Source organism: Halalkalicoccus sp. CG83, assembly GCF_037081715.1.
GTDB lineage: Archaea > Halobacteriota > Halobacteria > Halobacteriales > Halalkalicoccaceae > Halalkalicoccus > Halalkalicoccus ordinarius.
On record NZ_JAZDDH010000002.1, the window covers coordinates 607,431 to 628,057 of the forward strand.

The window sequence follows — 20,627 nt, forward strand, 5'->3', positions numbered from 1 at the left end:
CCGTCGGCCGGTACGTTCGAGCGGACATGAGCCGCAACGCCGAGCTCGCCGCCCTCTTCGAGGAGTACGCCGACTTCCTCGAGGCGAACGACGTCGAGTACAAGCCCAACACCTACCGACGGGCTGCCGACAGCATCCGCGAGCACCCGATCGCGATCGAGGAGCTCGCAAGCGAGGGCCAGGACGCCGTCGAGGAGATCGACGGCGTCGGCGACGCCATCTCCTCGAAGGCGATCGAGTACCTCGAAACCGGCGAGATCGAGGAGCTCGAGGAGCTGCGAGTCGAGCTACCCGTCGACATGGACGAGCTCACGAGCGTCGAGGGGGTCGGGCCCAAAACGGCCGGAACGCTCTACCGGGAGCTCGGCGTGACGAACCTCGCAGACCTCGAGGAGGCCGCGAGCGGCGGGGAGATCCGCGAGATCAAGGGGTTCGGCCCCAAGACCGAGGAGAACGTCCTGGAGAAGCTCGAGTTCGCCCGCGAGGCTCGCGAACGCGAACTGCTCGGTGACGCCCGGCCGCTCGCGGACGACGTCCTCACCCATCTCCGGGAAGCGGAGGCGATCGAACGCTGTGAGGTCGCGGGCTCGATCCGCCGCTGGCGCGAGACGATCGGCGACGTCGACGTGCTCGCCGCGAGCGACGACCTTCAGGGGGCAGTCGAGGTGTTCACCGGCTGGGAGCGGGTCGAAGGCGTGATCGAGTCCGGAGAGAACAAGGCCTCGATCCGCGTCGGCGGGATCCGGGTCGACCTCCGGGTCGTCGTTCCCGAGGAGTTCGGCAGCGCGCTCCAGTACTTCACGGGGAGCAAGGCCCACAACATCCGGTTTCGAAACCGCGCGCTGGATCGAGACCTGAAGGTCAACGAGTACGGGATCTTCGACGTCACCGAGCGAAGCTCGGCTGGCCAGTCAGAAGCGGACGCTTCTGACGATGTTTCCGATCTCGACGATACGAGCGGCCAGCGCGCGGGCGAGCGGGTCGCCGGCGAGACCGAGGAGGGGATGTACGACGCCCTCGATCTGGCGTGGATCCCGCCCGAACTCCGCGAGGACACCGGCGAGATCGACGCCGCGGCGGACGACGCCCTTCCGAAGCTGATCGAGGAGGGCGACGTCCGCGGCGACCTGCACACCCACACCGAGTGGTCCGACGGCACCACCTCGATCGAGGAACTCGTCGAGGCCGCCGAGGCGTTCGGCCACGACTACCTCGCCGTCGCCGACCACGCGACCGGCCCGGGGATGGTCGGCGGGGTCGGGCTCTCGGACGAGGAGCTGCTCGAACAGATCGAGCGGATTCGTGAGGTCGACGAGGAGGCGGGAATCGACGTGTTCGCGGGCGTCGAGGCCAACGTCGACCGCGAGGGCGGGCTGAGCGTCGGAAGGGACGTTCTCGAAGAGCTGGATCTGGTGGTCGCCTCGCCCCACAGCGCGCTCGACATGGAGCCCGATGCGGCGACCGACCGGCTCGTGGCGGCGATCTCACACCCCGAGACCGACGTGCTCGGCCACCCGACCGGACGACTGTTGACTCGCCGTCCCGGGCTCGAACCCGATCTGGAGGCGATCGCCGAGGCCGCCGCCGAGCACGGCACGGCCCTCGAGATCAACGCCAACCCCAACCGGCTGGATCTGTGGGGACGGGCGGTGAAGGTCGCGATCGAGGCCGGTGCGACGGTCGCGATCAACACCGATGCCCACGGACCGGCGGAGTTCGAGCACGTTCGCTACGGCGTCCACACCGCACGGCGCGGGTGGGCCGAAGCGGGTGACGTGCTCAACGCGGGCTCCGCTGCCGACGTGCGATCGTTCCTCGAGGAGTAGCGCCGGACGTCGCCGTTCAGCCGTTCGACCGACCGGGGTCCGACGGTCGAGCCGGCCGTTCGGGAGCGTTGCTGGTCCACTCCTCGCAGGCGTCTATCGACTCGAGCAGGCGTTCGTGTCGACGGCAGTACGGACGGATGCCGTCCTCGGTTCGGGCGTAGTCGACGTGGGCGCAGTTCCCGCAGTAGCGGTCGACCGGCGAACCAGGCGGCGCCGTCTCGGAGCCGCCGTCACCGCGGGGTTCCGCCGACGCGGGTGGGGTGGACGTGGGGACGTCGGACGAGCCAAGGAGGCCGACGCTACCCACGCCCACGGGCCGTTCGACCTCGACGATCCGCGTCTCTCCCCTGCGGACGACGTCGAGCGAGACGGTCCCACCGGGGGAGTTTCGCGTCTTGAACCGGGCGACGGCGACGAACAGACAGGCGAACGTCGCCGCAGTGCCGAGCAGGTAGCAGGCGACCACTGGAAACGTCAGATCTCGGCCGTAGCCCGCCCAGTCGGCCGGATACGCCGTCCAGAACCAGACGACGCCACAGCCGGCGAGCGTCGCCCCGCCGACCGCAGTGGTGCGCACCCGACGTGTCGCCGGCAGGACGGTCACGATCCCTAGAAACGCCGCCGGTACGCCGAACCCGGCGAGAACGCCCGCGATGCGACGTGACTCGTAGACCCCGTAACCGACGTCGGCGAGGAGTTCGGTCGTTCCGAAGAGCGCTCCGAGCGCCGCGAGGGTCACGCCGAGGACGAACAGCCCGCCGCCGAGCGCCAGCCGGCGCGTGCTCGCGTCAGCGCCCGCCCCGCTGTATACCTCCGTGAGACCGGCCATGCGATAGATACATACTCATCCTATAAAAATTTCTCTATAGATATAGGAAATAAAGTCGGGAAAACCTCTTTGTCGTCCGTGGGGGACCGTTCGCTATGGAATCGCCAGACACTACCGAGATCGTCCACGAACCCTCGGAGGAGTTCGTCGAATCGACGAACGTTCACGCGTTCATGCGGGAACACGGCATCGAGGACTACGACACGCTCATCGAGCGGACCACCGGCGAGATGGAGTGGTTCTGGGACGAACTCGTCGACCACCTGGGAATCGAGTTCTACGAGGAATACGACCGGGTACGCGACGATAGCAACGGCCCGCAGTTCGCCGACTGGTACCCCGGTGGGCGGCTCAACGTCGCGCACAACGTCGTCGACAGACACGCCGCCCCCGACAGCGAGACCCGCAACAAGGTCGCCTGCATCTGGGAGGGCGAGCCCGGCGACGTCCGCGAGATCACCTATCACGAGCTCCACCGCCAGGCCAATCGGGTCGCGAACGCCCTCGAGGCGCGCGGCGTCGAGACCGGCGACACCGTCGGGCTCTACATGCCGATGGTGCCCGAGGTGATCTCGATTCTATATGGGTGTTTCAAGGTCGGTGCGATCGCGGTCCCGATCTTCTCGGGCTTCGGCGTCGACGCCGCCGCGACCCGCCTCGAGGACGGCGGCTGTTCGGTGTTGTTCACGGGGGACGGCTTCTACCGCCGCGGGAGCGAGGTCCACCTGAAGGAGTCGGCCGACGAGGCCATCGAGCAGGCCGGAAGCGTCGAGCACACGATCGTCTTCGAGCGGCTGGGCGCCGACTACGACCGTCAGGAGCGCGACGAGACGTGGGAGGAGGCCGTCGGCTCCCAGCCAGACGAGTACGAGACCAAGTCGCTTCCCTCGAACCAGGAGTCGATGCTGCTCTACTCCTCGGGCACCACCGGGAAGCCGAAAGGGATCGTCCAGACCCACGCGGGCGTCCAGGTACAGTGTCCCAAGGAGGTCCACTTCGCCTTCGACCTCAAACCCGCGGATCGGTTCTTCTGGGTGTCGGACATCGGCTGGATGATGGGCCCCTGGACGCTGATCGGCGTCCACACCTTCGGCGGGACGATGGTGATGTACGAGGGCGCGCCCGACCACCCCCAACCCGATCGGTTCTGGGAGATGATCGACCGCCACTCGATCACGCAGTTCGGCATCTCGCCGACCGCGATCCGCTCGCTTCGCAAACACGGCGACGAGTACGTGGAGCGCCACGACCTCTCCTCGCTTCGACTGCTGGGCTCGACGGGCGAGCCGTGGGACGCCGAGGCCTGGGAGTGGTTCTACGAGAAGGTCGGCGGCGGCGAGGCGCCGATCATCAACATGTCCGGCGGGACGGAGATCTGTGGCTGCTTCCTGATGCCGATGCCGATCCAGCCGCTCAAGCCGTGTACACTCGGCGGACCAGGATTAGGAATGGACGTCGACATCGTCGACTCGAGCGGCGAATCGGTCGCCGACGCCCACGAGCGGGGCTTTCTGGTCGCTCGTGACTCCTGTCCGAGCATGACGAAGTCGCTCTGGGAGGGAGACGAGCGCTATCTCGAGGAGTACTGGTCGACGTTCGAGGATCCGCCGATGTGGGATCACGGCGACTGGGCCCAGAAGGATTCTGATGGATTTTGGTTCCTTCACGGGAGAGCCGACGATGCGCTCAACGTCGCCGGGCGGAAGGTCGGCCCCGCCGAGGTCGAGGGCGCGCTGATGGACCACGGCGCCGTGAACCAGGCCGCCGCGGTCGGCGTGCCCGACGAGACGACCGGAACGGCGGTCGTCACCTACGTCATCCTCGAGGACGACGCCGAGGAGAGCGACGACCTGCGAGAGGAGCTTCGAGCGCAGGTGGGCGAGGAGCTCGGAAAGCCGTTCCGTCCACGGGAGGTGCTGTTCGTCGATGAGTTCCCGAAGACCCAGAGCGGGAAGATCATCCGACGAGCGGTGCAGGCCTCGTATACGGGCGAGGAGCTCGGCGACATGAGCTCGATCGAGAACCCCGGCGCGATGGAGAAGCTCGAACGGGCGCACTGACCGACCGTTCGTCGCCCACCCCGGGGGGATCGCGTGCCGAGGACCTACCGAAGCGGAACGTCCGCCGGATCGACCGTGACCGGCTCCGGTGTGTCGTCCTCCGCCACGGCGACGTCGGCCTCCGCCTCCGCACCCGGGAAGACGATCGTCGCGCCGACCGACACCGGCGCGAGCACTCCCGCGACGATCGTTCCGGGTCGCGAGAGAGGCGCGCGGATCGCCACTGCGTCGCCCGAGTCGAGCTCCCACCGCTCGACGACGCTCTCCGTAGCCGCGAGTAGCTCACCGTGCTCGTACTCGTCCCCATCGGTCGCCAGAAACGCCGTCTCCGGGCCGATCTCGGGCGGCATCGGACAGAAGGGGTTCTCGCTCCAGACGCTCTCGCCGAACGATTCGACCGCGGGATCGTCGCTCTCCCCGTCGTAGGCGACGCGGGTTGCGCTCGGTGGCAGGTCGTACGTCTCGATCACGTCTGCGGGCGCCACGAGGACGCGGGCGTCGATCTCTCGAGGTGGGTCGAACCGGACGCGCGCGCCGAGCAGCGCCGCCCCGAACAGCGAGAGGATCGGCGCGCCGCTCTCGCTCGCGACGATCGCGACCCGTTCGCCGGCGCGTACCCCCCGGTGACTGAGGAAGTTGCCCGTCTTGTGGGCCGTCGTACAGAGCTGGTAGTAGTCATAACGGGTGTTCACGCCCATCCGCGCCCGAAGCGCCGGCTCGCGCGAGCGCCGGTCGCGGGCGACCAGCTCGCCGATGGTGTCCATGCCTCCCGTTGATCGTCCCGATAGAAAGCCGCTGTGTGATCCGCTCAGTCCGCCGTCGCGGGTTCGGCGTGTTCGACGTCGGTCCCGAGGAGATCGAGGAACTCGGCGAGCCACGCGGGGTGGTCCGGCCACGCCGGCCCGGTGACGAGGTTGCCGTCGCGCGTGACGTCGTCCTCCCAGCTCCCGCCCGCGGCGATCACCTCCGCCTTCAGCGCGGGGTAGGCGGTACAGTTCCGCCCGTCGAGGACGTCCGCGGCCGCGAGGATCTGCGCGCCGTGACAGAGCGCCGCCACCGGTTTCTCGGCCTCGAAGAAGTGCCGGACGATCTCCAGCACTTCGTCGTACGTCCGGAGGTACTCCGGGGCGCGCCCGCCCGGTACCACGAGCGCGTCGTACTCCTCGGGATCGACCGCGTCGAAGTCCTGGTTCAGCGTGAAGTTATGGCCCGGCTTCTCGGTGTAGGTCTGATCGCCCTCGAAGTCGTGGATCGCGGTCTTCACCTGGTCATCGGCGCTTTTCTCGGGACAGACCGCGTGGACCTCGTGGCCAACCGTCTGGAGCGTCTGGAACGGCACCATCACTTCGTAGTCCTCGACGAAGTCGCCTGCCAACAGCAGTATGTTCTTTCCTGTCAGGGCTCCCCGAACGGTTCGTGGTGCCCCACGATAAGCGTTGGCGCCGACCCTATAGGGAGCTCTTGATCCGCTCGAAGAAGCCCTGCTCGACCTCGATCTCCTCGCCGCCGGCCTCCGCGAACGCCTCGAGTGCCTCGCGCTGCTCGGGACTGAGGCTCTCGGGGGTGACGACCTGGACGGTCACGTAGAGATCGCCGTGGCCGCGTCGCCGAAGCCGGGGCATTCCCTTGTCCTCGAGTCGGAAGCGCTCGCCGCTCTGAGTGCCCGATGGAATGTCCATCTCCACGGAGCTCTCCATCGTCGGCACCTCGACGGTGTCGCCGAACGTCGCCTGCGGGAACGAGATGGCGTGACGGTAGTGGAGGTCGTCGCCGTCGCGCTCGAAGTCGGGGTGGTCCTCGACGACTATCTCGATCAACAGGTCGCCGCTCCGGGCGCCCGGTTCGCCCGGAGCGCCCTCGCCCTCCATGCGCAGCGTCTGGCCCTCGCGGATGCCCGGCGGGATCTCGACTGAGAGGTTCGCCTCGCGGGTGACCTGTCCCTCGCCGCGACACTCGCTGCAGGTCTCGTCGTAGACCTGGCCGTCGCCGCCACAGCGCCGACAGGTCTGGGTCTGTTGCATCCGGCCGAAGGGCGTCTGCTGGACCTGGGTGACCTGGCCCTGGCCGTTACACTCGGGACAGGTGCTCGGGTTCGTGCCGCCCTGGCCGTCGCAGGCCTCGCAGCGCTCGGGCCGGTTGATCGTCATCTGTTTCTCGACGCCCTCGTAGACGTCCTCCAGCGTGACCGTCAGCCGAGTCTGGAGATCGGCGCCGCCACGGGGGCCGCCCCGTCCGCCGCCCCCGCCGAAGAACTGCTCGAAGATGTCGCCGAGGCCGCCTCCGCCGCCCGTGCCGCCGAAGGGATCGCCACCGCCGAAGCCGCCGGCGCCCGCGCCGCCGCCGTCGAACCCGCCGCGCTTCTCGGCCTGCTCGAAGCGATCGTGGCCCATCCGGTCGTACGCCGAGCGTTTCTGCTCGTCGGTGAGCACCTCCTTCGCCTTCTTCGCCTTCTTGAACTTCTCCTCGGCGTTCGGGTGGTCGCTGACGTCGGGGTGGAACTCGGCGGCCTTCTTTCGGAACGCCGAGTTGATCTCGTCCTCGTCCGCGTCCCGACTCACGCCGAGAACGTCGTAGAAATCCTCGCTCATCAGTTGTCGGACCTACTCGGCTCATACACTTCAACTGCCCGCTCCGGTCGTTTCGATCGAAGGCCGTTGAACGACCCTACGCCGGCGCCAGCGACCGGATCGACGCAGGGAGCGTTCCCGCCTCCCGCCAGCCGTCCTCGCTCCGCCGGACGACCCGCCCGCCGTTCGTCCCCGCCGTGACGGTGCCGTCCGCGACGGTCCACGCGAGGATCACCTCCTCGGGGCCGCCCGGATAGGGCGCTCGCTCGAAGCCGTCTCCGTTCTCGGACTCGAACAGCGCGGCATCGGCCCCGTTCTCGCCCGACCAGGTGCCGGGCGAGCTCCGGGCGGCCGCGGCGTACAGCCGACCTTCGTGGGTGATCGCCTCACGGAAGTAGCGGTGATCGAGCCCGCCGTCCAGTCGGCTCCAGGACCGGCCCGCGTCCGCGGTCCGGTACAGCCCCGAACCGGTCGAGGCGACGTACGTCTCCGGGCCGCGAACGAGCACGTGGTGGACGTCGTCGTGGACGCCCTCCCGGCGCTCGGTCCACGTCTCGCCCCGGTCCTCGCTGACGTGGACGCCGCCGACCTCGACGCCGGCGATCACGCGCTCTGGCGCGTCGGGGTGGGTTCCGAGGCTGCGGACGTGGGCCTCGTTTCGATGCCGCGGCGTGTACCACTCCTCGCGCGAGGGCAGCTCCTGGAATCCCCCGAGCTCGCGCCACGACTCGCCGTCGTCGCTCGAGACGTACAGATGCGCGGGGTGGGTGCCCGCGTAGAGGCGCTCGCCGTCGGGGCCCGCCACGACCGAGTAGACCTCCTCGCGCGGAACGCCGAGGTCCGTCCACGAGTCGCCCCCGTCGCGCGATCGATACAGTCCGGTCTCCGAGGCGGCGAAAACCCCCTCGATCGAGTCGAAGCGCCGGACGCGCATGACGCGCCCGGCATCGAGCACGCGTTGGGCGTCCTCGGTCGTCCCGGTCGACGCTCGAAAGACGCCGTCGTCGGTTCCGGCGATCAGCGACATGGCCGGGAGTAGGCCACCCGACCGGATAAGATCGACGTGAACCGCACGTAGCCCGCCGCCCGCCGGTAGAGGTTAGTCGCCGTTCACTGTACTATGTTCCATGGCAACATCCGACGATGACTTCGTACGCGTCGCCACGACCGCGGACCTCGAGGACGACCGGACGCTCGTCACCACCGGCGGTCAGTCGATCGCGATCTTCCGCCACGAGGGAGCGCTCCACGCGGTCGACAACCGCTGTCCGCACATGGGATTCCCGCTGGCGCGGGGATCGGTCGAGGACGGCGTTCTCACCTGTCACTGGCACCACGCTCGCTTCGAGCTCTCGTGTGGCAGCACGTTCGATCCCTTTGCCGACGACGTCCCCTCCTACCCGGTCGAGCTTCGCGGCGATGAGATCTGGGTCGATCCCAACCCCGACGCGGACGAACCGCCCGCGGAACGCTGGATCGGCAGGTTGGAGGACGGTCTCGAGGAGGACCTCCGGCTCGTGCTCGCGAAGTCGATAATCGGTCTGGACGACGCGGGCGTCGAGCCCGGACAGCCGTTGGGAATCGTCGCGGGGTTCGGCGCCCGGTATCGCGACGAGGGCTGGGGCCCCGGCATGACGATCCTCGGGGCGATGGCGAACCTGCTTCCCGCGCTTGAACCCGAAGACCGTCGCCGGGCGCTCTACGTCGGCGCCGTTCGGGTCGCCGACGACTGTGCGGGACGGCCGCCGCGGTTCGTTCAGGACCCCCTCGCCGGCTCGGAGCACGATCCGGCACGACTGGAACGCTGGTTCCGCGAGTGCATCGAGGTCCGCGACCGCCAGGGGGCAGAACGCGTCCTTCGGAGCGCGATCGCGGCCGACCTCCCCGAGGAGCGGCTCGTCTCGATGCTCGTCGACGCGGCCACCGATCACCGGTATCTCGATACCGGCCACACGATGGACTTCCTCAACAAGGCCTGCGAGACGCTCGATCACGTCGGCTGGGAGCGCGCCGACGAGCTGCTTCCCGCGCTCGTCCCGGGGCTCGCGAGCGCCCAGCGAAGCGAGGAGCGGTCATCGTGGCGCCAGCCGGTCGACCTGGCTGCGCTGCTCGAGGAGACGTTCGAGGGCCTTTCCGACCGACTTGAGACCGGTGAAACGGTGGACGAGTGGAGCCCGGACGAGGGGTTCGAGGGGACGCTGCTCTCCGAGGATCCCGACGCGATCGTCGCCGCGCTAGACGGCGCGATCGAGTCCGGGGCGAGCGCGCAGGAGCTCGCCGATCGGGTCGCGCGGGCCGCCGCGATCCGAGTCGCGCAGTTCTCGACGGGCAACGAGTTCCGCGACTGGAACACCGTCCACCACACCTACACCTACGCGAACGCGGTCTGCGGCCTCGCGCGGCGGACGGACGGCGAGGGCGTCTACCGAGCGGTCTACGACGGCGCGATCGACGTCTACCTCGATCGATTCCTGAACACGCCACCCGCGACGATCCCGGAGCCACGCGAGGTCGACACAGCGCCCGAGAAGCTGCTCGACGCGCTCCTCGGGACGTTCGACGAGGAGGGCGAGGTCAACAGGGCAGGCCGGCTCGTCGCCGACTACCTCGACTCCGGCGGCGATCCCGACGTGTTGAAGCGAACCCTGGGAGGCGCGCTGCTCCGAGAGGACGCGAACTTTCACACGCTCCAGAACGTCGAGGCCGCCTTCAGGGGGTTCGACCGTGACGGGCCCGAGACGGGGCGGATCCACCTCGTCGCCACGGCTCGGTATCTCGCCGCCCACACCCCCACCCGCAGGGAGCGAGAGCAGACGTTCACCATCGCCTCGCGCCTGCATCGCGGCGAGGAGATCCACGAGTCGGCCTGAGCGATCCGTGTGGTGCCGGCCGTACGCTTTTGGAGCCGCCGTTCCTCCCTTATCTCGATGGAAGTACTCATCGCGGGTTCGCACGGAGGGGTCGGACAGCGGATCACCGATCTGCTGGCCGCGAGCGACCACGGCGTCAGGGCGATGGTTCGCGACGAATCGCAGGTGAACGAGATGGAGGGGTTCGGCGTCGAGGCCGTCGTCGCGGACCTGACCGAGGACGTCTCGCACGCCGTCGAAGGCTGTGACGCGGTGATCTTCGCGGCGGGCTCGAGCGGCGAGGACGTCGAGGGGGTCGACCGCGACGGCGCGATCCGCATCATCGACGAGGCCGAGAAGCAGGGCGCCGATCGGTTCGTCATGCTCAGTTCGATCAACGCGGACAGACCCGAGGAGAGCCCCGACGCCCTTCGAGACTATCTCGAGGCGAAGTTGGCGGCCGACGAGCACCTTCAGGAGAGCGACCTGACCTACACGATCGTCCGCCCCGGGGCGTTGACCGACGAGCCCCCGACCGAGCGGATCGAGGCGGCCCGCCGGGTCGAACGCGGCGAGATCGCCCGGGAGGACGTCGCACGGACGCTGGTCGCTGCGCTCGAGACCGAGAACACGTTCGGAAAGACGTTCGAGATCGTCGAGGGCGACGAGCCGATCGAGTCCGCGCTGGAGGGTCTCTAGATTCGTCGCTCGAACGGACGTGTTCCCCATACGGTAACGGCCGTTCGCGGAGGAGGTTCGGTTCGGAACCGAAACGATAGTTCGTTCTCGGTCGCTCGGGTTACTGCTCCTCGTCGTCCCCTTCGTCCACGTCCTCGAAGTCGGCGTCGACGTACTCGCCTTCCTGGCCGCCCGCACCGGCCGCTCCGGCGCCACCGGGACCGCCGGCGCCGCCCATGTCGCCCATGCCGCCGGGGCCCGCACCGGCACCCGCGCCGGCTCCGCCGGCGCCACCTGCGGCGCCCTCCTGGGCACCCTGGTACATCTGCTTGCCGATCTCCTGAAGTGCCTTGCTCAGCTCCTCGGTCGCCGACTTGAGCTCCTCGGTTTCGGCCTCCTCGTCCTCGAGGACGGCCTCGACGTTCTCGATCTCCTCCTCGATCTCCTCGACGAGCTCGTCGTCGACGTTCTCCTCGTTCTCCTCGAGCAGGTTGCGCGCGCGCTGGACCGAGCTCTCGGCGTCGTTGCGCGCCTCGATGCGCTCGCGGCGTTGCTCGTCCTCTTCGGCGTGCTGTTCGGCTTCCTCCTGCATCTGTTCGATCTGCTCGTCGGAGAGTCCGGCGCCGCCCTCGATGGTGATGTCCTCCTTGTTACCGGAGCCCTGGTCCTCCGCGCTCACGTTGACGATCCCGTTCTCGTCGATGTTGAAGCTCACCTCGATCTGGGGCGTGCCCGCGGGCGCCGGCGGGATGCCCGAGAGCATGAACTCGCCGAGCAGCTCGTTCTCCTCGGCGATCTCGCGCTCGCCCTGGAAGACGCGAACCTGGACGGAGGTCTGGTTGTCCGCGGCGGTGGTGAACACCTTCGACTCCTCGGTCGGGATCGTGGTGTTCTTCTCGATGAGCCGCTCGAAGAGGCCGCCCTTGACCTCGATGCCGAGGCTGAGCGGCGTCACGTCGAGCAGGACGATGTCGTCGACCTCCCCTCCCAGAACGCCGGCCTGGATCGCCGCGCCCAGCGCGACGGCCTCGTCGGGGTTGACGTTCTTCTTGGGCTCCTGGCCCACGAGGTCCTCGACCTTCTCCTGGACCTGGGGCATCCGCGTCGACCCGCCGACGAGGATGACCTCGTCGATCTCGTCGGCCGAGTAACCGGCGTCCGAGAGCGCCTGCTGGGTCGGCTCGACGGTCCGTTCGATCAGATCCGAGGTCAGCGACTCGAACTTCGCACGGGTGAGCGAGGTCTCGAGGTGGACCGGGCCGGAGTCGGTCGCCGTGATAAAGGGCAGGTTGATGTCGGCCTCCTTTCGTGAGGAGAGCTCGATCTTCGCCTCCTCGGCCGCGTCCTTCAGACGCTGGAGCGCCTGACGGTCCTCGCGTAGGTCGATGCCGTGGTCGTTCTGGAACTCCTGGGCGAGGTGGTCGATGATCGCCTGGTCCCAGTCGTCGCCGCCGAGGTCGTTGTCGCCGTTGGTGGCGACGACCTCGTAGACGCCGCCGCCGAGATCCAGTACGGAAACGTCGAACGTGCCGCCGCCGAGGTCGTAGACCATCACCGTCTGGTCGGAGTCGTCGTCGAGCCCGTAAGCCATCGAGGCGGCGGTGGGCTCGTTGACGATGCGTTCGACGTCGAAGCCGGCGATCTCGCCGGCGTCCTTCGTCGCCTGGCGCTGGCGGTCGTTGAAGTACGCCGGAACGGTGATCACCGCGCGCTCGACCTCGTCGCCGAGGTACTCCTCGGCGTCGCGCTTGAGCTTCTGGAGGATCATCGCCGAGATCTGCTCGGGGGTGTACTCCTCGCCGTCGACCTCGACGGTGTGGTCCTCCTCGCCCATGTGGCGCTTGATCGACGCGATCGTGCGCTCGGGGTTCTGGATCGCCTGGTTCTTCGCCGGCTTCCCGACGAGGCGTTCGTCGTCGGTGAAGGCGACGACCGAGGGCGTCGTCCGGTCGCCCTCGCCGTTGACGATGATCTCGGGGTCGCCCCCCTCCATGACCGCCATGGCGCTGTTCGTCGTTCCCAGGTCGATTCCCAGAATCTTGTTACTCGCCATCGTTGTCGTAGGATTGCGCTCTCGGTCGTTTAAGACTTGCTACCTCGGGGACGTGAGAGAATCCCTCTCACCGGACCGCTGGCGCGAGAATTCCGGGGATTCGTGGCTCCGGAGGACGGCGAAAAACCGGAACCACAACGCCACCCTACTCGCCGTCGGAGCCGTCGCTGACGGTGACCTGCGCCGGGCGGAGCACCCGCTCGCCCATCTCGTAGCCGGGGGTGTAGACCTCGTCGATCGCGCCCTCGGGTCGGTCGCTCTCGACGCGCATCATCACCTCGTGGCGCTGGGGGTCGACCTCGCTGCCCTCGTCGGGCGTGATCTCGCGGACGTTCTCGGCGTCGAGTACGCGGTCGAACTCCGCGAGCGTCATCTTCACGCCCTCGCGAAGCGCTTCGACGTCGTCGGACTCCTCCTGGAGCGCCCGGTTCAGGTTGTCCCGAACGTCGAGCAGTCGCTCGACGAGCTCCTCGGTCGCGCGCTCCTCCATCTGCGTCTGGCGCTTCTTCGCGCGCTTCTTGTAGTTCTGGAAGTCCGCCTGCGTGCGCTTGAGCCGGGATTCGAGTTCGTCGATTCGTTCCTCGCGCTCCTCGAGCTCGGTCTCGAGGGTCTCGACGCGGTCGTCCGCCGTCCCGCTCTCGTCCGCCTCGATCCGATCCGATTCCTCGGACGGCCGTCGATCGTCCGCCGGTTCCTCGGCGTCCCTCTCGGTCTCGACCTCCTCCTCGACGGTCCCTGGCTCGTCGTTGCTCATGTCAGAACGGTGCCGCCGGATGCGGTTAAGGGTTACAGAACCCGCTTGCGACGCAGACTCCTATTTGACAGAAAGTATATATGTGTCGTCGAAGACCTCCCACACATGTCCTCCCCGAGTTCTCGTCGGGAGGTGCTCTCACTCTCGGGCGCGCTGGCGGGGGCGGCGCTCGCGGGCTGTCTCGGCGAGGCGTCGCCCGAGGACCCCGAACCGAGCGTGAGCGACGAGACGCTCTCGGCGCTCGTCCGGGCGAACGCCGCGTTCGCACTGGCGCTCCACCGGGAGCTCTCCGCCGGGTCCGACGAACCGAACGTCTTCGCCTCGCCACACAGCGTCTCCGTGGCGATGGCGATGCTCTTCGCGGGCGCACGCGGCGAGACCGAACGCGAGATGGCCGAGGCGATGCGCTACGAGCTCCCACAGGAAACGCTTCATCCGGCGATCGAATCGCTCTCCGGGGCGCTCGACGAACGGGCCGAGAACGCCGACGACCTCGGACTCCTCGATCGGCTGCGTGGGCGCGAGGCGACCTTCGACCTCTCGGTCACGAACGCGCTGTGGGGGAACGAGGAGTACCCCTACCGCGAGGCGTACCTCGAGGCCTTGGACGACCACTACGGGGCCGGCCTTCGGCAGGTCGACTTCACCGAGTCCGAGGCGACGCGCGCGGAGATCAACGACTGGGTGGCCGGGGAGACGAACGATCGGATCGAGGAGGTCCTTCCTGAGGGGTCGATCCAGCCGAACACCCACCTGGTGGTGACGAACGCGATCCACCTCCTCGCCGACTGGGCGACGCAGTTCGACCCCAAGGACACCGCGGAGGGGGAGTTCACCGCCATCGACGGAACGAGTACCACCACACCGATGATGCGACAGAAGGCGGAGTTCCCCGCCGCCCTGAGGGACGGAATCTCGCTCGTCGAACTCCCCTACGTCGGCGAGGAGGTGAGCATGGTCGTGATCGTCCCCGACGGACGATCAGTGGAGTTCGAGCGATTCGAGGCCGATCTCACCGCGGACCGACTTGACGCGCTGCTCTCGGACCTCGAGACGAGCGAGGTCGAGGTCGTCCTTCCCCGCTTCGAGTTCGGGTTCGACGCCCACCTCAACGCAGTCCTCACCGGACTCGGTATGGAGCGTGCGTTCGATCTCGGCCGTGCGGAGTTCGGTGGGATGACCGACGCGACGGTGGCGATCGCCGATGTCTTCCACGAGAGCTACGTCGCCGTCGACGAGGCCGGCACGGAGGCCGCGGCGGCGACCGCCGGGAGCGCGGCGGACTCGGCGCCGCCCCGGGTGGTCGCGGATCGTCCCTTTCTCTTCCTGATCCGCGACCGGCCCACGGGCGCGATCCTCTTCCTCGGTCGGATCGGGGACGCCGGCGCGCTCGCGTGAGGACGGCGGGCGCGGACGCTCGGATCGGGTCGCAGGTTGAGGACGAAGGAGACGCCCGTTCGGGTCGACGTCTCCGTTCTCGGACTTCGATCGGGTTATGGTCGTTCCGGACGACCGTGACGCCGTGTCTCGCGCCCGGAACCTCGGTTCGTTCCTCCTGGTCACCCTGCTGTTCGGCGCGGTGTTCCCGGCGATCAAGGTCGGACTGGCCGACGTTCCGCCCCTGCTGTTCGCCGCCGCCCGCTACTATCTCTCGGCGGCGCTGCTGCTGGGATACGCGCTGGTGACGACCGACCGGTGGCGACCCCGCACTCGAAACGATCGGATCGCGGTGCTGGCCGGCGGCGTGCTGTTCGTCGGCGGGACCGGCCTCTCGTTCGTCGGGCTCCAGTTCACGACCAGCGGCGTCGGCGCGATCGTCTTCAGTCTCATTCCGATCCTCACCGTGCTCGTCGCCTGGGTGCTCCTCCCCGACGAACGCCCGAACCGTCGGGGTCTCCTCGGGGTCTGCGTAGGATTCGTCGGCGTCGCCATCGTCGTCCGACCGGACCCCGCCGCCCTCGGGGCGTCCGTCGTCGGCGAGCTGCTGGTCCTCTCGGCCGCGGCGGGCGTCGCGCTCGGAACCGTCTTAGTCCGGCGGAGCCGTCCGACCATGCCGATCGTGGCGCTGACCGGCTGGGCGATGGCCGTGGGCGCGACCGTCCAACTGGGGTTCGCCCTCGCGCTCGGCGAGTCGCTCGCCGCCGTGCGGCCGACGGCGTCGGCGCTCGCGGCGCTGCTGTACCTCGGCGTGGTCGGCGGCGCGGTCGGGTTCGTGATCTACTTCACCCTGCTCGAACGGCTCGGCGCCCTGGAGATCAACCTGATCGCGTATCTCGTCCCGATCGTCACGCTCGCCATCGGGTGGGCGGTGCTCGACGAGCCGATCGTCCCGTCGACGGTCGTCGGATTCCTCGTCGTTCTCGTCGGATTCGCCCTGCTGACCGACCGCGAGATCGCCGCCGAACTCGCACGGTTCCGAGGAGCGGGGCGCTGAACACGGACGCATCGGTTCGATCGGGCGGGCTGTGAGCCCCGCTCGACTCGGGCGAGTTAAGCCGCCGGAACGACTACGGACGCCCGTGTCCGCTCGACTCACCTACGAGGAGGGGACGATCCGCGTCTCGATCCAGAACGCGGACTCGGACGCGAGTACCGATCGGGCGGTCCCCGGTGACGAGGGGTGTCTCGACCTCCCCTACGTCGAGTACGACCCGCGCTCGAGGAGCGGTCGTGCCCCCGCCTTCCGGTACGCCGACCTCCTCGAACGTCTCGATCGCGAGGGAGTCGAGTACGAGGACGGCGTTTTCGAGACCCCGACGCTTCGAGGACTCGCCTCGACCTACGAGCTTCGCTCCTACCAGGCCGACGCGCTCTCGGCCTGGCGGGGAAACGACGACCGGGGCGTGCTCGAACTGCCCACCGGAAGCGGCAAGACCGTGATCGCGATCAAGGCGATCGAGGCGCTCGCGACCCCGACGCTCGTCGTCGTGCCGACGATCGACCTCCTCGAACAGTGGCACGCGGAGCTCCGCGAGGAGTTCGACGTACCCATAGGACGGTTCGGCGGCGGCGTCCAGTCCCGGGAGGCGATCACCGTCTCTACCTACGACTCCGCCTACCTCAAGGCCGAGTCGATCGGCGACGTCTTCCCCTTCGTGATCTTCGACGAGGTCCACCACCTCGGCGGCGAAGGGTACAGGGAGATCGCCCGCCTGCTCGCCGCACCCGCCCGGCTGGGCCTCACGGCGACGTTCGAGCGCCCCGACCGCGCGCACGAGGCCGTCGAGGAGCTCCTCGGCCCGGTCGTCTACCGCACAAGCGCGGACGACCTCGCCGGCGAGCATCTCGCACCCTACGACGTCAAGCGGATCGAGGTCGAGCTCACCGACGAGGAGCGTGAGGCCTACGAGCGAGACCAGGAGACGTTCGTCTCCTACCTCCGTGAATCGGGCATCGACATGCAGCGGGGCAGCGACTACCAGGAACTGGTCAAACGGTCCGGCTCCGACCCCCGAGCACGGGAGGCGTTGTTAGCGAAACAGCGTGCCCGCGAGGTCGTCTCGAACGCCGACCGGAAGATCGAGGAGCTCGCCGGGATCCTCGATCGTCACCGCGACGACCGAATCATCGTCTTCACCGCGCACAACGACCTCGTCTACCGGCTCTCGGAGCGTTTCCTGATTCCGGCGATCACCCACCGGACCGGAACGGAGGAACGCCGGGAGATCCTCGAGCGCTTTCGCGAGGGCACCTACTCACGGATCGTCGCCTCGAACGTGCTCGACGAGGGGGTGGACGTTCCCGACGCCAACGTCGCCGTCGTGCTCTCGGGCAGCGGGAGCGAGCGCGAGTTCACCCAACGGCTCGGGCGCGTGCTCCGGCCGAAGGCAGAGGGCGGCCGGGCGCTGCTCTACGAGCTGGTGAGCCGGGACACCGCCGAGGAGAACGTCGCCGCCCGCAGACGGTAGGCGAGCCGCGTTCCGCGTCGGAACGGCGGTCCTGCCGGTCGGGTGCGCCCTCGCCGTGTTCGCCCCGCTCGTCGGCCCGCAGCACGTGGTGGTGATCGTTCAGAATCCCCATCACAACGGAGAAGTCACCCGTTCCGCATTCGTCGGCGATCACGAGTGGGGTCGGGTCGGCGCTACTGCCGACGGCGGATCACCGTGTCCGAGCACGCGTCGTCTCGCGCGTTTGGCCGGGCTTTTGACTCCCGGGCCCCTACGGGGAGACGGTGCTGACGAAGGACCTGCTTCGCGTCTCGCGGGCGGGCGGGGGCTACCGCCTGTCGTTCGCGGGTCGCGAACACCGCCCGCTGGCCGCGAAGGTGCTCGGCGCCTTTCGCGAGCACGTCGGCAAGCCCCGAAGCGAGCTCGAGGAGGCGCTCGAAGCGCTCGAGCGGGAGGCGGAGGACTTCAAGCTCGTCCGCGGGCTCGCGAAGCTGGTCGAACGCGACTGCACGTTCGAGACGCGCTCGCCGGTCGAGCCCCGGCGAGCGCGTCGGGCGGCGTTCGAGGCCGCCGAGGCCCTCTCCGTCGCGAGCGAGGCCGACCGCCACGAGGCGCTCTCACGGGCGGGCGAGGCGATAGGCGTCGACGGCGAGGCGGTCGCGAAGTCGCTCTACGCCGACCGCGAGGAACGACAGGTGCTCGTCGCCGCCGGCGAGCGCTTCGATCCCGACTCGCTGCTCGCCCAGTACGACCTCTCGCTCGCCCAGACCGCGCTGTTCGACGCCACGGAGGTGCGCGTCCGCAGCAGCGACCCTCGACGACTGGTCTCGGCGACCAAACGGCTGGGACTGCTCTACGAGCTGCGACGGACCGATCGGGGTCGCGAGCTCGTCGTCACCGGCCCGGACGCCCTCTTTCGAGCGACCCGGCGATACGGCACGCGCTTCGCCCGCCTGCTTCGCGCGGTCGTCGAGGCGGGCGAGTGGGAGCTCGTCGCGACGATCGACGACCGCGGGACCGAACGAGTTCTGGAGATCTCTGACGCCGATCCGATCCGGCCGCCCGACGCCGAACCCGTCGTCGAGGTCAGCTACGACAGCGGCGTCGAGCGCGACTTCGCCGCCCGCTTCTCGGCGCTGGATCTCGACTGGGAGCTCGTCCGCGAGCCCGAGCCCCTCGAGGTCGGCGCGAGCGTGATGATCCCCGACTTCGCGTTCGACTATCTCCATACCGAGTTCCGCGTCTTCTTCGAGATCATGGGCTTCTGGACCCCCGAGTACGTCGAGAAGAAGCTCTCCCAGCTCGAGAACGTCGAGGACGTCGAGCTGCTGGTCGCCGTCGACGAGAGCCTCGGCGCCGGCGAGGCGATCGAGGCGCGAGACCACCGCGCGATCCCCTACTCGGGGCGCGTCCGGGTCAAGGACGTCCGCGACGCGCTTCGCCGCTACGAGGACGAACTCGTCGCCGCGAGCGCGGCGTCGCTACCCGCCGAACTCGTACCGGAGGAGGAGGTCCTCACGATCGCGGCGCTCGCGGCCCGCCACGGCGTGAGCGAGGCCGCGCTCGCGGACGTCACGTTCCCCGACCACGAGCGGATCGGTCGAACGCTCGTCCGGCCCGCGGTGCTCGACCGGCTCGCGGACGCCCTCGAACCGGGCCAGTCGCTCGCCGAGGCCGAGGCGGTCCTCGAGGAGGCCGGCATCCACGAGACCAGCACCGCCCTCTCCGCGCTCGGCTACCGCGTGGAATGGACGGGACTCTCCGGCGGGACGATCCGCTCGAAGGACGCGGGATGACCGGGCTACCGTACGCGGACCAAAAGACTTTTTATTCAGAGGTGTATAGGTTGTATTACTTCCCGGTCCTGCTGATCCCCTCCCCACCCCAGTGGATTCGGGAAGTGCTTTCCTTTCCTTACAACGAGACGTCCGACAGACGCACGGCTCCGAGGCTCCCGACCGCGAGCGCCAGGAGGACGGCGAGACCCCCGTAGGCGATCCCCCAGCCGGCAACGTCGGCGAGCGTGCCGACGACGACGCTGCCCAGCGCGCCGAGCAGCATGTAGACGGTTCGGACGAGCCCGAACCCCGTGTTGCGCTCCTTCTCGGAGAGGCGGGCGATGTAGCGGTCCTGGAGCGGCGCGCTCCAGCTCATCGCCACTCCGGCGAGGACGACGCCGCCGACGATGACCGACGTCGACCCGCCGGTCGCGAGCACCCAGTAGCCGACGATCCCGGTCGCGAGCGTGGCTGCGAGCGTCGGATCCCGTCCGAACCGATCGGAGAGTCCGCCGATCGTCGGCGCGCAGACGCCGTGAACCACGAAGTACAGCGAGAACAGCACGCCCGCGAACGCGGTCGAGTAGCCGTGGTGAGCGACGAGCAGCGTCGGGAGAAACGAGGCGGTCGCCTGCCAGGTGAACGCGGCGATGGTCGCGAGCACGGTGGTGTAGGCGATCCGCGGGCGCGAGAGCAGCGCGGCAAGCGTCCCCGGGTCGAACTGCTCGCGCATCGGTCGCTCGGGGTGCTGTGGCGTGATCGGCCGGACCCGCCGGGCGAACGTCACTCCGACCGGTACCGCGGCCGCCGTCCCGAGCAACAGCGCGCTCCGCCAGCCGTAGCGCGCGCCGATCGCCGCCGCGAGCACCGGCGCGGAGAGCCCCGCGATCGGACTCCCCGTGACGTGAAGCCCGATCGCCCGCCCGGTGTTCGAGAAGAGCCTCGTGAGCAGCGTCGTCGCCACCACGTAGTGAAGCCCGGCGCCGGCGCCGAGGACGACCGCGAACAGCCCGAACAGCGCGAGCGACGGCGAGAGCGCGAGAAGAAGCGAGCTCACCGCCGTGATCGAGACGGCCGTCAGGATGACCCGCCGCTCGCCGTAGCGATCCGCGAGCACTCCCGAGGGGAACTGCGAGAGCGCGTAGGCCGCCCACATCCCCGAGAGCGCGAGCCCGATCGCCCCGGTCGAGGTGTCGAAGTAGCTCTCGATCTCGGGGACGACGGGGCTGATCACCAGCCGCGCGACCATCGTCGCGAAGAACGCGAACGTACACAGGACGAGGACGGTGTAGCGGTACTGCCAGCGGCTCACGTCGGGGGTTGATTCGAGCGCCGCTAAAGGGTGT

16 protein-coding genes are annotated in these 20,627 nt (G+C 68.7%); 8 read left to right on the forward strand and 8 right to left on the reverse strand.

All coding sequences use genetic code 11. The features are described 5' to 3' along the window. The first annotated feature begins 26 nt into the window (after window positions 1-26). Entirely contained in the window at window positions 27-1,826 is a 1,800-nt protein-coding gene (locus tag V0Z78_RS16775) for a PHP domain-containing protein (RefSeq protein WP_336345818.1), read from the forward strand. A 16-nt stretch (window positions 1,827-1,842) separates the two neighbouring features. On the opposite strand, the gene V0Z78_RS16780 is transcribed toward V0Z78_RS16775, so the two are convergent. Then, complete coding sequence (locus tag V0Z78_RS16780; protein ID WP_336345819.1) at window positions 1,843-2,655, reverse strand: DUF7139 domain-containing protein; 813 nt, start codon at window positions 2,653-2,655, stop codon at window positions 1,843-1,845. Window positions 2,656-2,750: 95 nt separating this feature from the next. Between V0Z78_RS16780 and V0Z78_RS16785 the strand changes: the two genes are divergently transcribed. Then, window positions 2,751-4,715, forward strand: coding sequence for an AMP-binding protein (locus V0Z78_RS16785; protein ID WP_336345820.1), 1,965 nt, complete (start codon window positions 2,751-2,753; stop codon window positions 4,713-4,715). 44 nt (window positions 4,716-4,759) lie between these two features. Here the strand turns inward: V0Z78_RS16785 and V0Z78_RS16790 are convergent, their stop codons facing one another. The 4 genes from V0Z78_RS16790 to V0Z78_RS16805 all read right to left on the reverse strand — a co-directional run bounded on the left by V0Z78_RS16790 (window position 4,760) and on the right by V0Z78_RS16805 (window position 8,309). Then, window positions 4,760-5,479, reverse strand: coding sequence for a hypothetical protein (locus tag V0Z78_RS16790; protein WP_336345821.1), 720 nt, complete (start codon window positions 5,477-5,479; stop codon window positions 4,760-4,762). 44 nt (window positions 5,480-5,523) lie between these two features. Continuing rightward, complete coding sequence (locus V0Z78_RS16795) at window positions 5,524-6,114, reverse strand: DJ-1/PfpI family protein (protein ID WP_336345892.1); 591 nt, start codon at window positions 6,112-6,114, stop codon at window positions 5,524-5,526. 49 nt (window positions 6,115-6,163) lie between these two features. Continuing rightward, window positions 6,164-7,303 (reverse strand): molecular chaperone DnaJ, encoded by a 1,140-nt coding sequence (gene dnaJ, locus V0Z78_RS16800; protein WP_336345822.1) that lies wholly within the window; start codon window positions 7,301-7,303, stop codon window positions 6,164-6,166. A 76-nt stretch (window positions 7,304-7,379) separates the two neighbouring features. After that, complete coding sequence (locus V0Z78_RS16805; protein WP_336345823.1) at window positions 7,380-8,309, reverse strand: WD40/YVTN/BNR-like repeat-containing protein; 930 nt, start codon at window positions 8,307-8,309, stop codon at window positions 7,380-7,382. Window positions 8,310-8,409: 100 nt separating this feature from the next. On the opposite strand from V0Z78_RS16805, the gene V0Z78_RS16810 reads away from it, so the two are divergent. Further along, window positions 8,410-10,152: a Rieske 2Fe-2S domain-containing protein gene (locus tag V0Z78_RS16810; RefSeq protein WP_336345824.1), complete on the forward strand. Its 1,743-nt coding sequence runs from the start codon at window positions 8,410-8,412 to the stop codon at window positions 10,150-10,152. 57 nt (window positions 10,153-10,209) lie between these two features. Continuing rightward, window positions 10,210-10,830, forward strand: a complete 621-nt coding sequence (locus V0Z78_RS16815; protein ID WP_336345825.1) for an SDR family oxidoreductase — start codon at window positions 10,210-10,212, stop codon at window positions 10,828-10,830. A 100-nt stretch (window positions 10,831-10,930) separates the two neighbouring features. On the opposite strand, the gene dnaK is transcribed toward V0Z78_RS16815, so the two are convergent. Further along, window positions 10,931-12,862, reverse strand: a complete 1,932-nt coding sequence (dnaK, locus tag V0Z78_RS16820; protein ID WP_336345826.1) for a molecular chaperone DnaK — start codon at window positions 12,860-12,862, stop codon at window positions 10,931-10,933. 145 nt (window positions 12,863-13,007) lie between these two features. After that, window positions 13,008-13,616, reverse strand: coding sequence for a nucleotide exchange factor GrpE (locus V0Z78_RS16825; protein WP_336345827.1), 609 nt, complete (start codon window positions 13,614-13,616; stop codon window positions 13,008-13,010). 105 nt (window positions 13,617-13,721) lie between these two features. Between V0Z78_RS16825 and V0Z78_RS16830 the strand changes: the two genes are divergently transcribed. From V0Z78_RS16830 to V0Z78_RS16845, 4 genes are all read left to right on the forward strand, one after another. Next, window positions 13,722-15,014, forward strand: a complete 1,293-nt coding sequence (locus V0Z78_RS16830; protein WP_336345828.1) for a serpin family protein — start codon at window positions 13,722-13,724, stop codon at window positions 15,012-15,014. A gap of 124 nt (window positions 15,015-15,138) precedes the next feature. After that, window positions 15,139-16,050 carry a DMT family transporter gene (locus V0Z78_RS16835; protein WP_336345829.1) on the forward strand — a complete coding sequence of 304 codons (912 nt, stop codon included), beginning with the start codon at window positions 15,139-15,141 and terminating at the stop codon, window positions 16,048-16,050. An 85-nt stretch (window positions 16,051-16,135) separates the two neighbouring features. Further along, window positions 16,136-17,524, forward strand: coding sequence for a DEAD/DEAH box helicase family protein (locus V0Z78_RS16840; RefSeq protein WP_336345830.1), 1,389 nt, complete (start codon window positions 16,136-16,138; stop codon window positions 17,522-17,524). Between the two features lie 263 nt (window positions 17,525-17,787). Further along, window positions 17,788-19,299: a DUF790 family protein gene (locus tag V0Z78_RS16845; protein ID WP_336345831.1), complete on the forward strand. Its 1,512-nt coding sequence runs from the start codon at window positions 17,788-17,790 to the stop codon at window positions 19,297-19,299. Window positions 19,300-19,417: 118 nt separating this feature from the next. Here V0Z78_RS16845 and V0Z78_RS16850 read toward each other — a convergent pair whose 3' ends face one another. Next, the gene (locus V0Z78_RS16850; RefSeq protein ID WP_336345832.1) at window positions 19,418-20,593 is read right to left on the reverse strand and encodes an MFS transporter; all 1,176 of its coding nucleotides are present in this window, start codon (window positions 20,591-20,593) and stop codon (window positions 19,418-19,420) included. Window positions 20,594-20,627 lie beyond the last annotated feature (34 nt).

Coding starts and splice junctions, on each gene's coding strand:
- dnaK (WP_336345826.1), bottom strand. CDS start 12,862: ATGGCGAGTAACAAGATTCTGGGAATCGACCTGGGAACGACGAACAGC.
- V0Z78_RS16825 (WP_336345827.1), bottom strand. CDS start 13,616: ATGAGCAACGACGAGCCAGGGACCGTCGAGGAGGAGGTCGAGACCGAG.
- V0Z78_RS16785 (WP_336345820.1), top strand. CDS start 2,751: ATGGAATCGCCAGACACTACCGAGATCGTCCACGAACCCTCGGAGGAG.
- V0Z78_RS16775 (WP_336345818.1), top strand. CDS start 27: ATGAGCCGCAACGCCGAGCTCGCCGCCCTCTTCGAGGAGTACGCCGAC.
- V0Z78_RS16790 (WP_336345821.1), bottom strand. CDS start 5,479: ATGGACACCATCGGCGAGCTGGTCGCCCGCGACCGGCGCTCGCGCGAG.
- V0Z78_RS16815 (WP_336345825.1), top strand. CDS start 10,210: ATGGAAGTACTCATCGCGGGTTCGCACGGAGGGGTCGGACAGCGGATC.
- dnaJ (WP_336345822.1), bottom strand. CDS start 7,303: ATGAGCGAGGATTTCTACGACGTTCTCGGCGTGAGTCGGGACGCGGAC.
- V0Z78_RS16780 (WP_336345819.1), bottom strand. CDS start 2,655: ATGGCCGGTCTCACGGAGGTATACAGCGGGGCGGGCGCTGACGCGAGC.
- V0Z78_RS16810 (WP_336345824.1), top strand. CDS start 8,410: ATGGCAACATCCGACGATGACTTCGTACGCGTCGCCACGACCGCGGAC.
- V0Z78_RS16830 (WP_336345828.1), top strand. CDS start 13,722: ATGTCCTCCCCGAGTTCTCGTCGGGAGGTGCTCTCACTCTCGGGCGCG.
- V0Z78_RS16805 (WP_336345823.1), bottom strand. CDS start 8,309: ATGTCGCTGATCGCCGGAACCGACGACGGCGTCTTTCGAGCGTCGACC.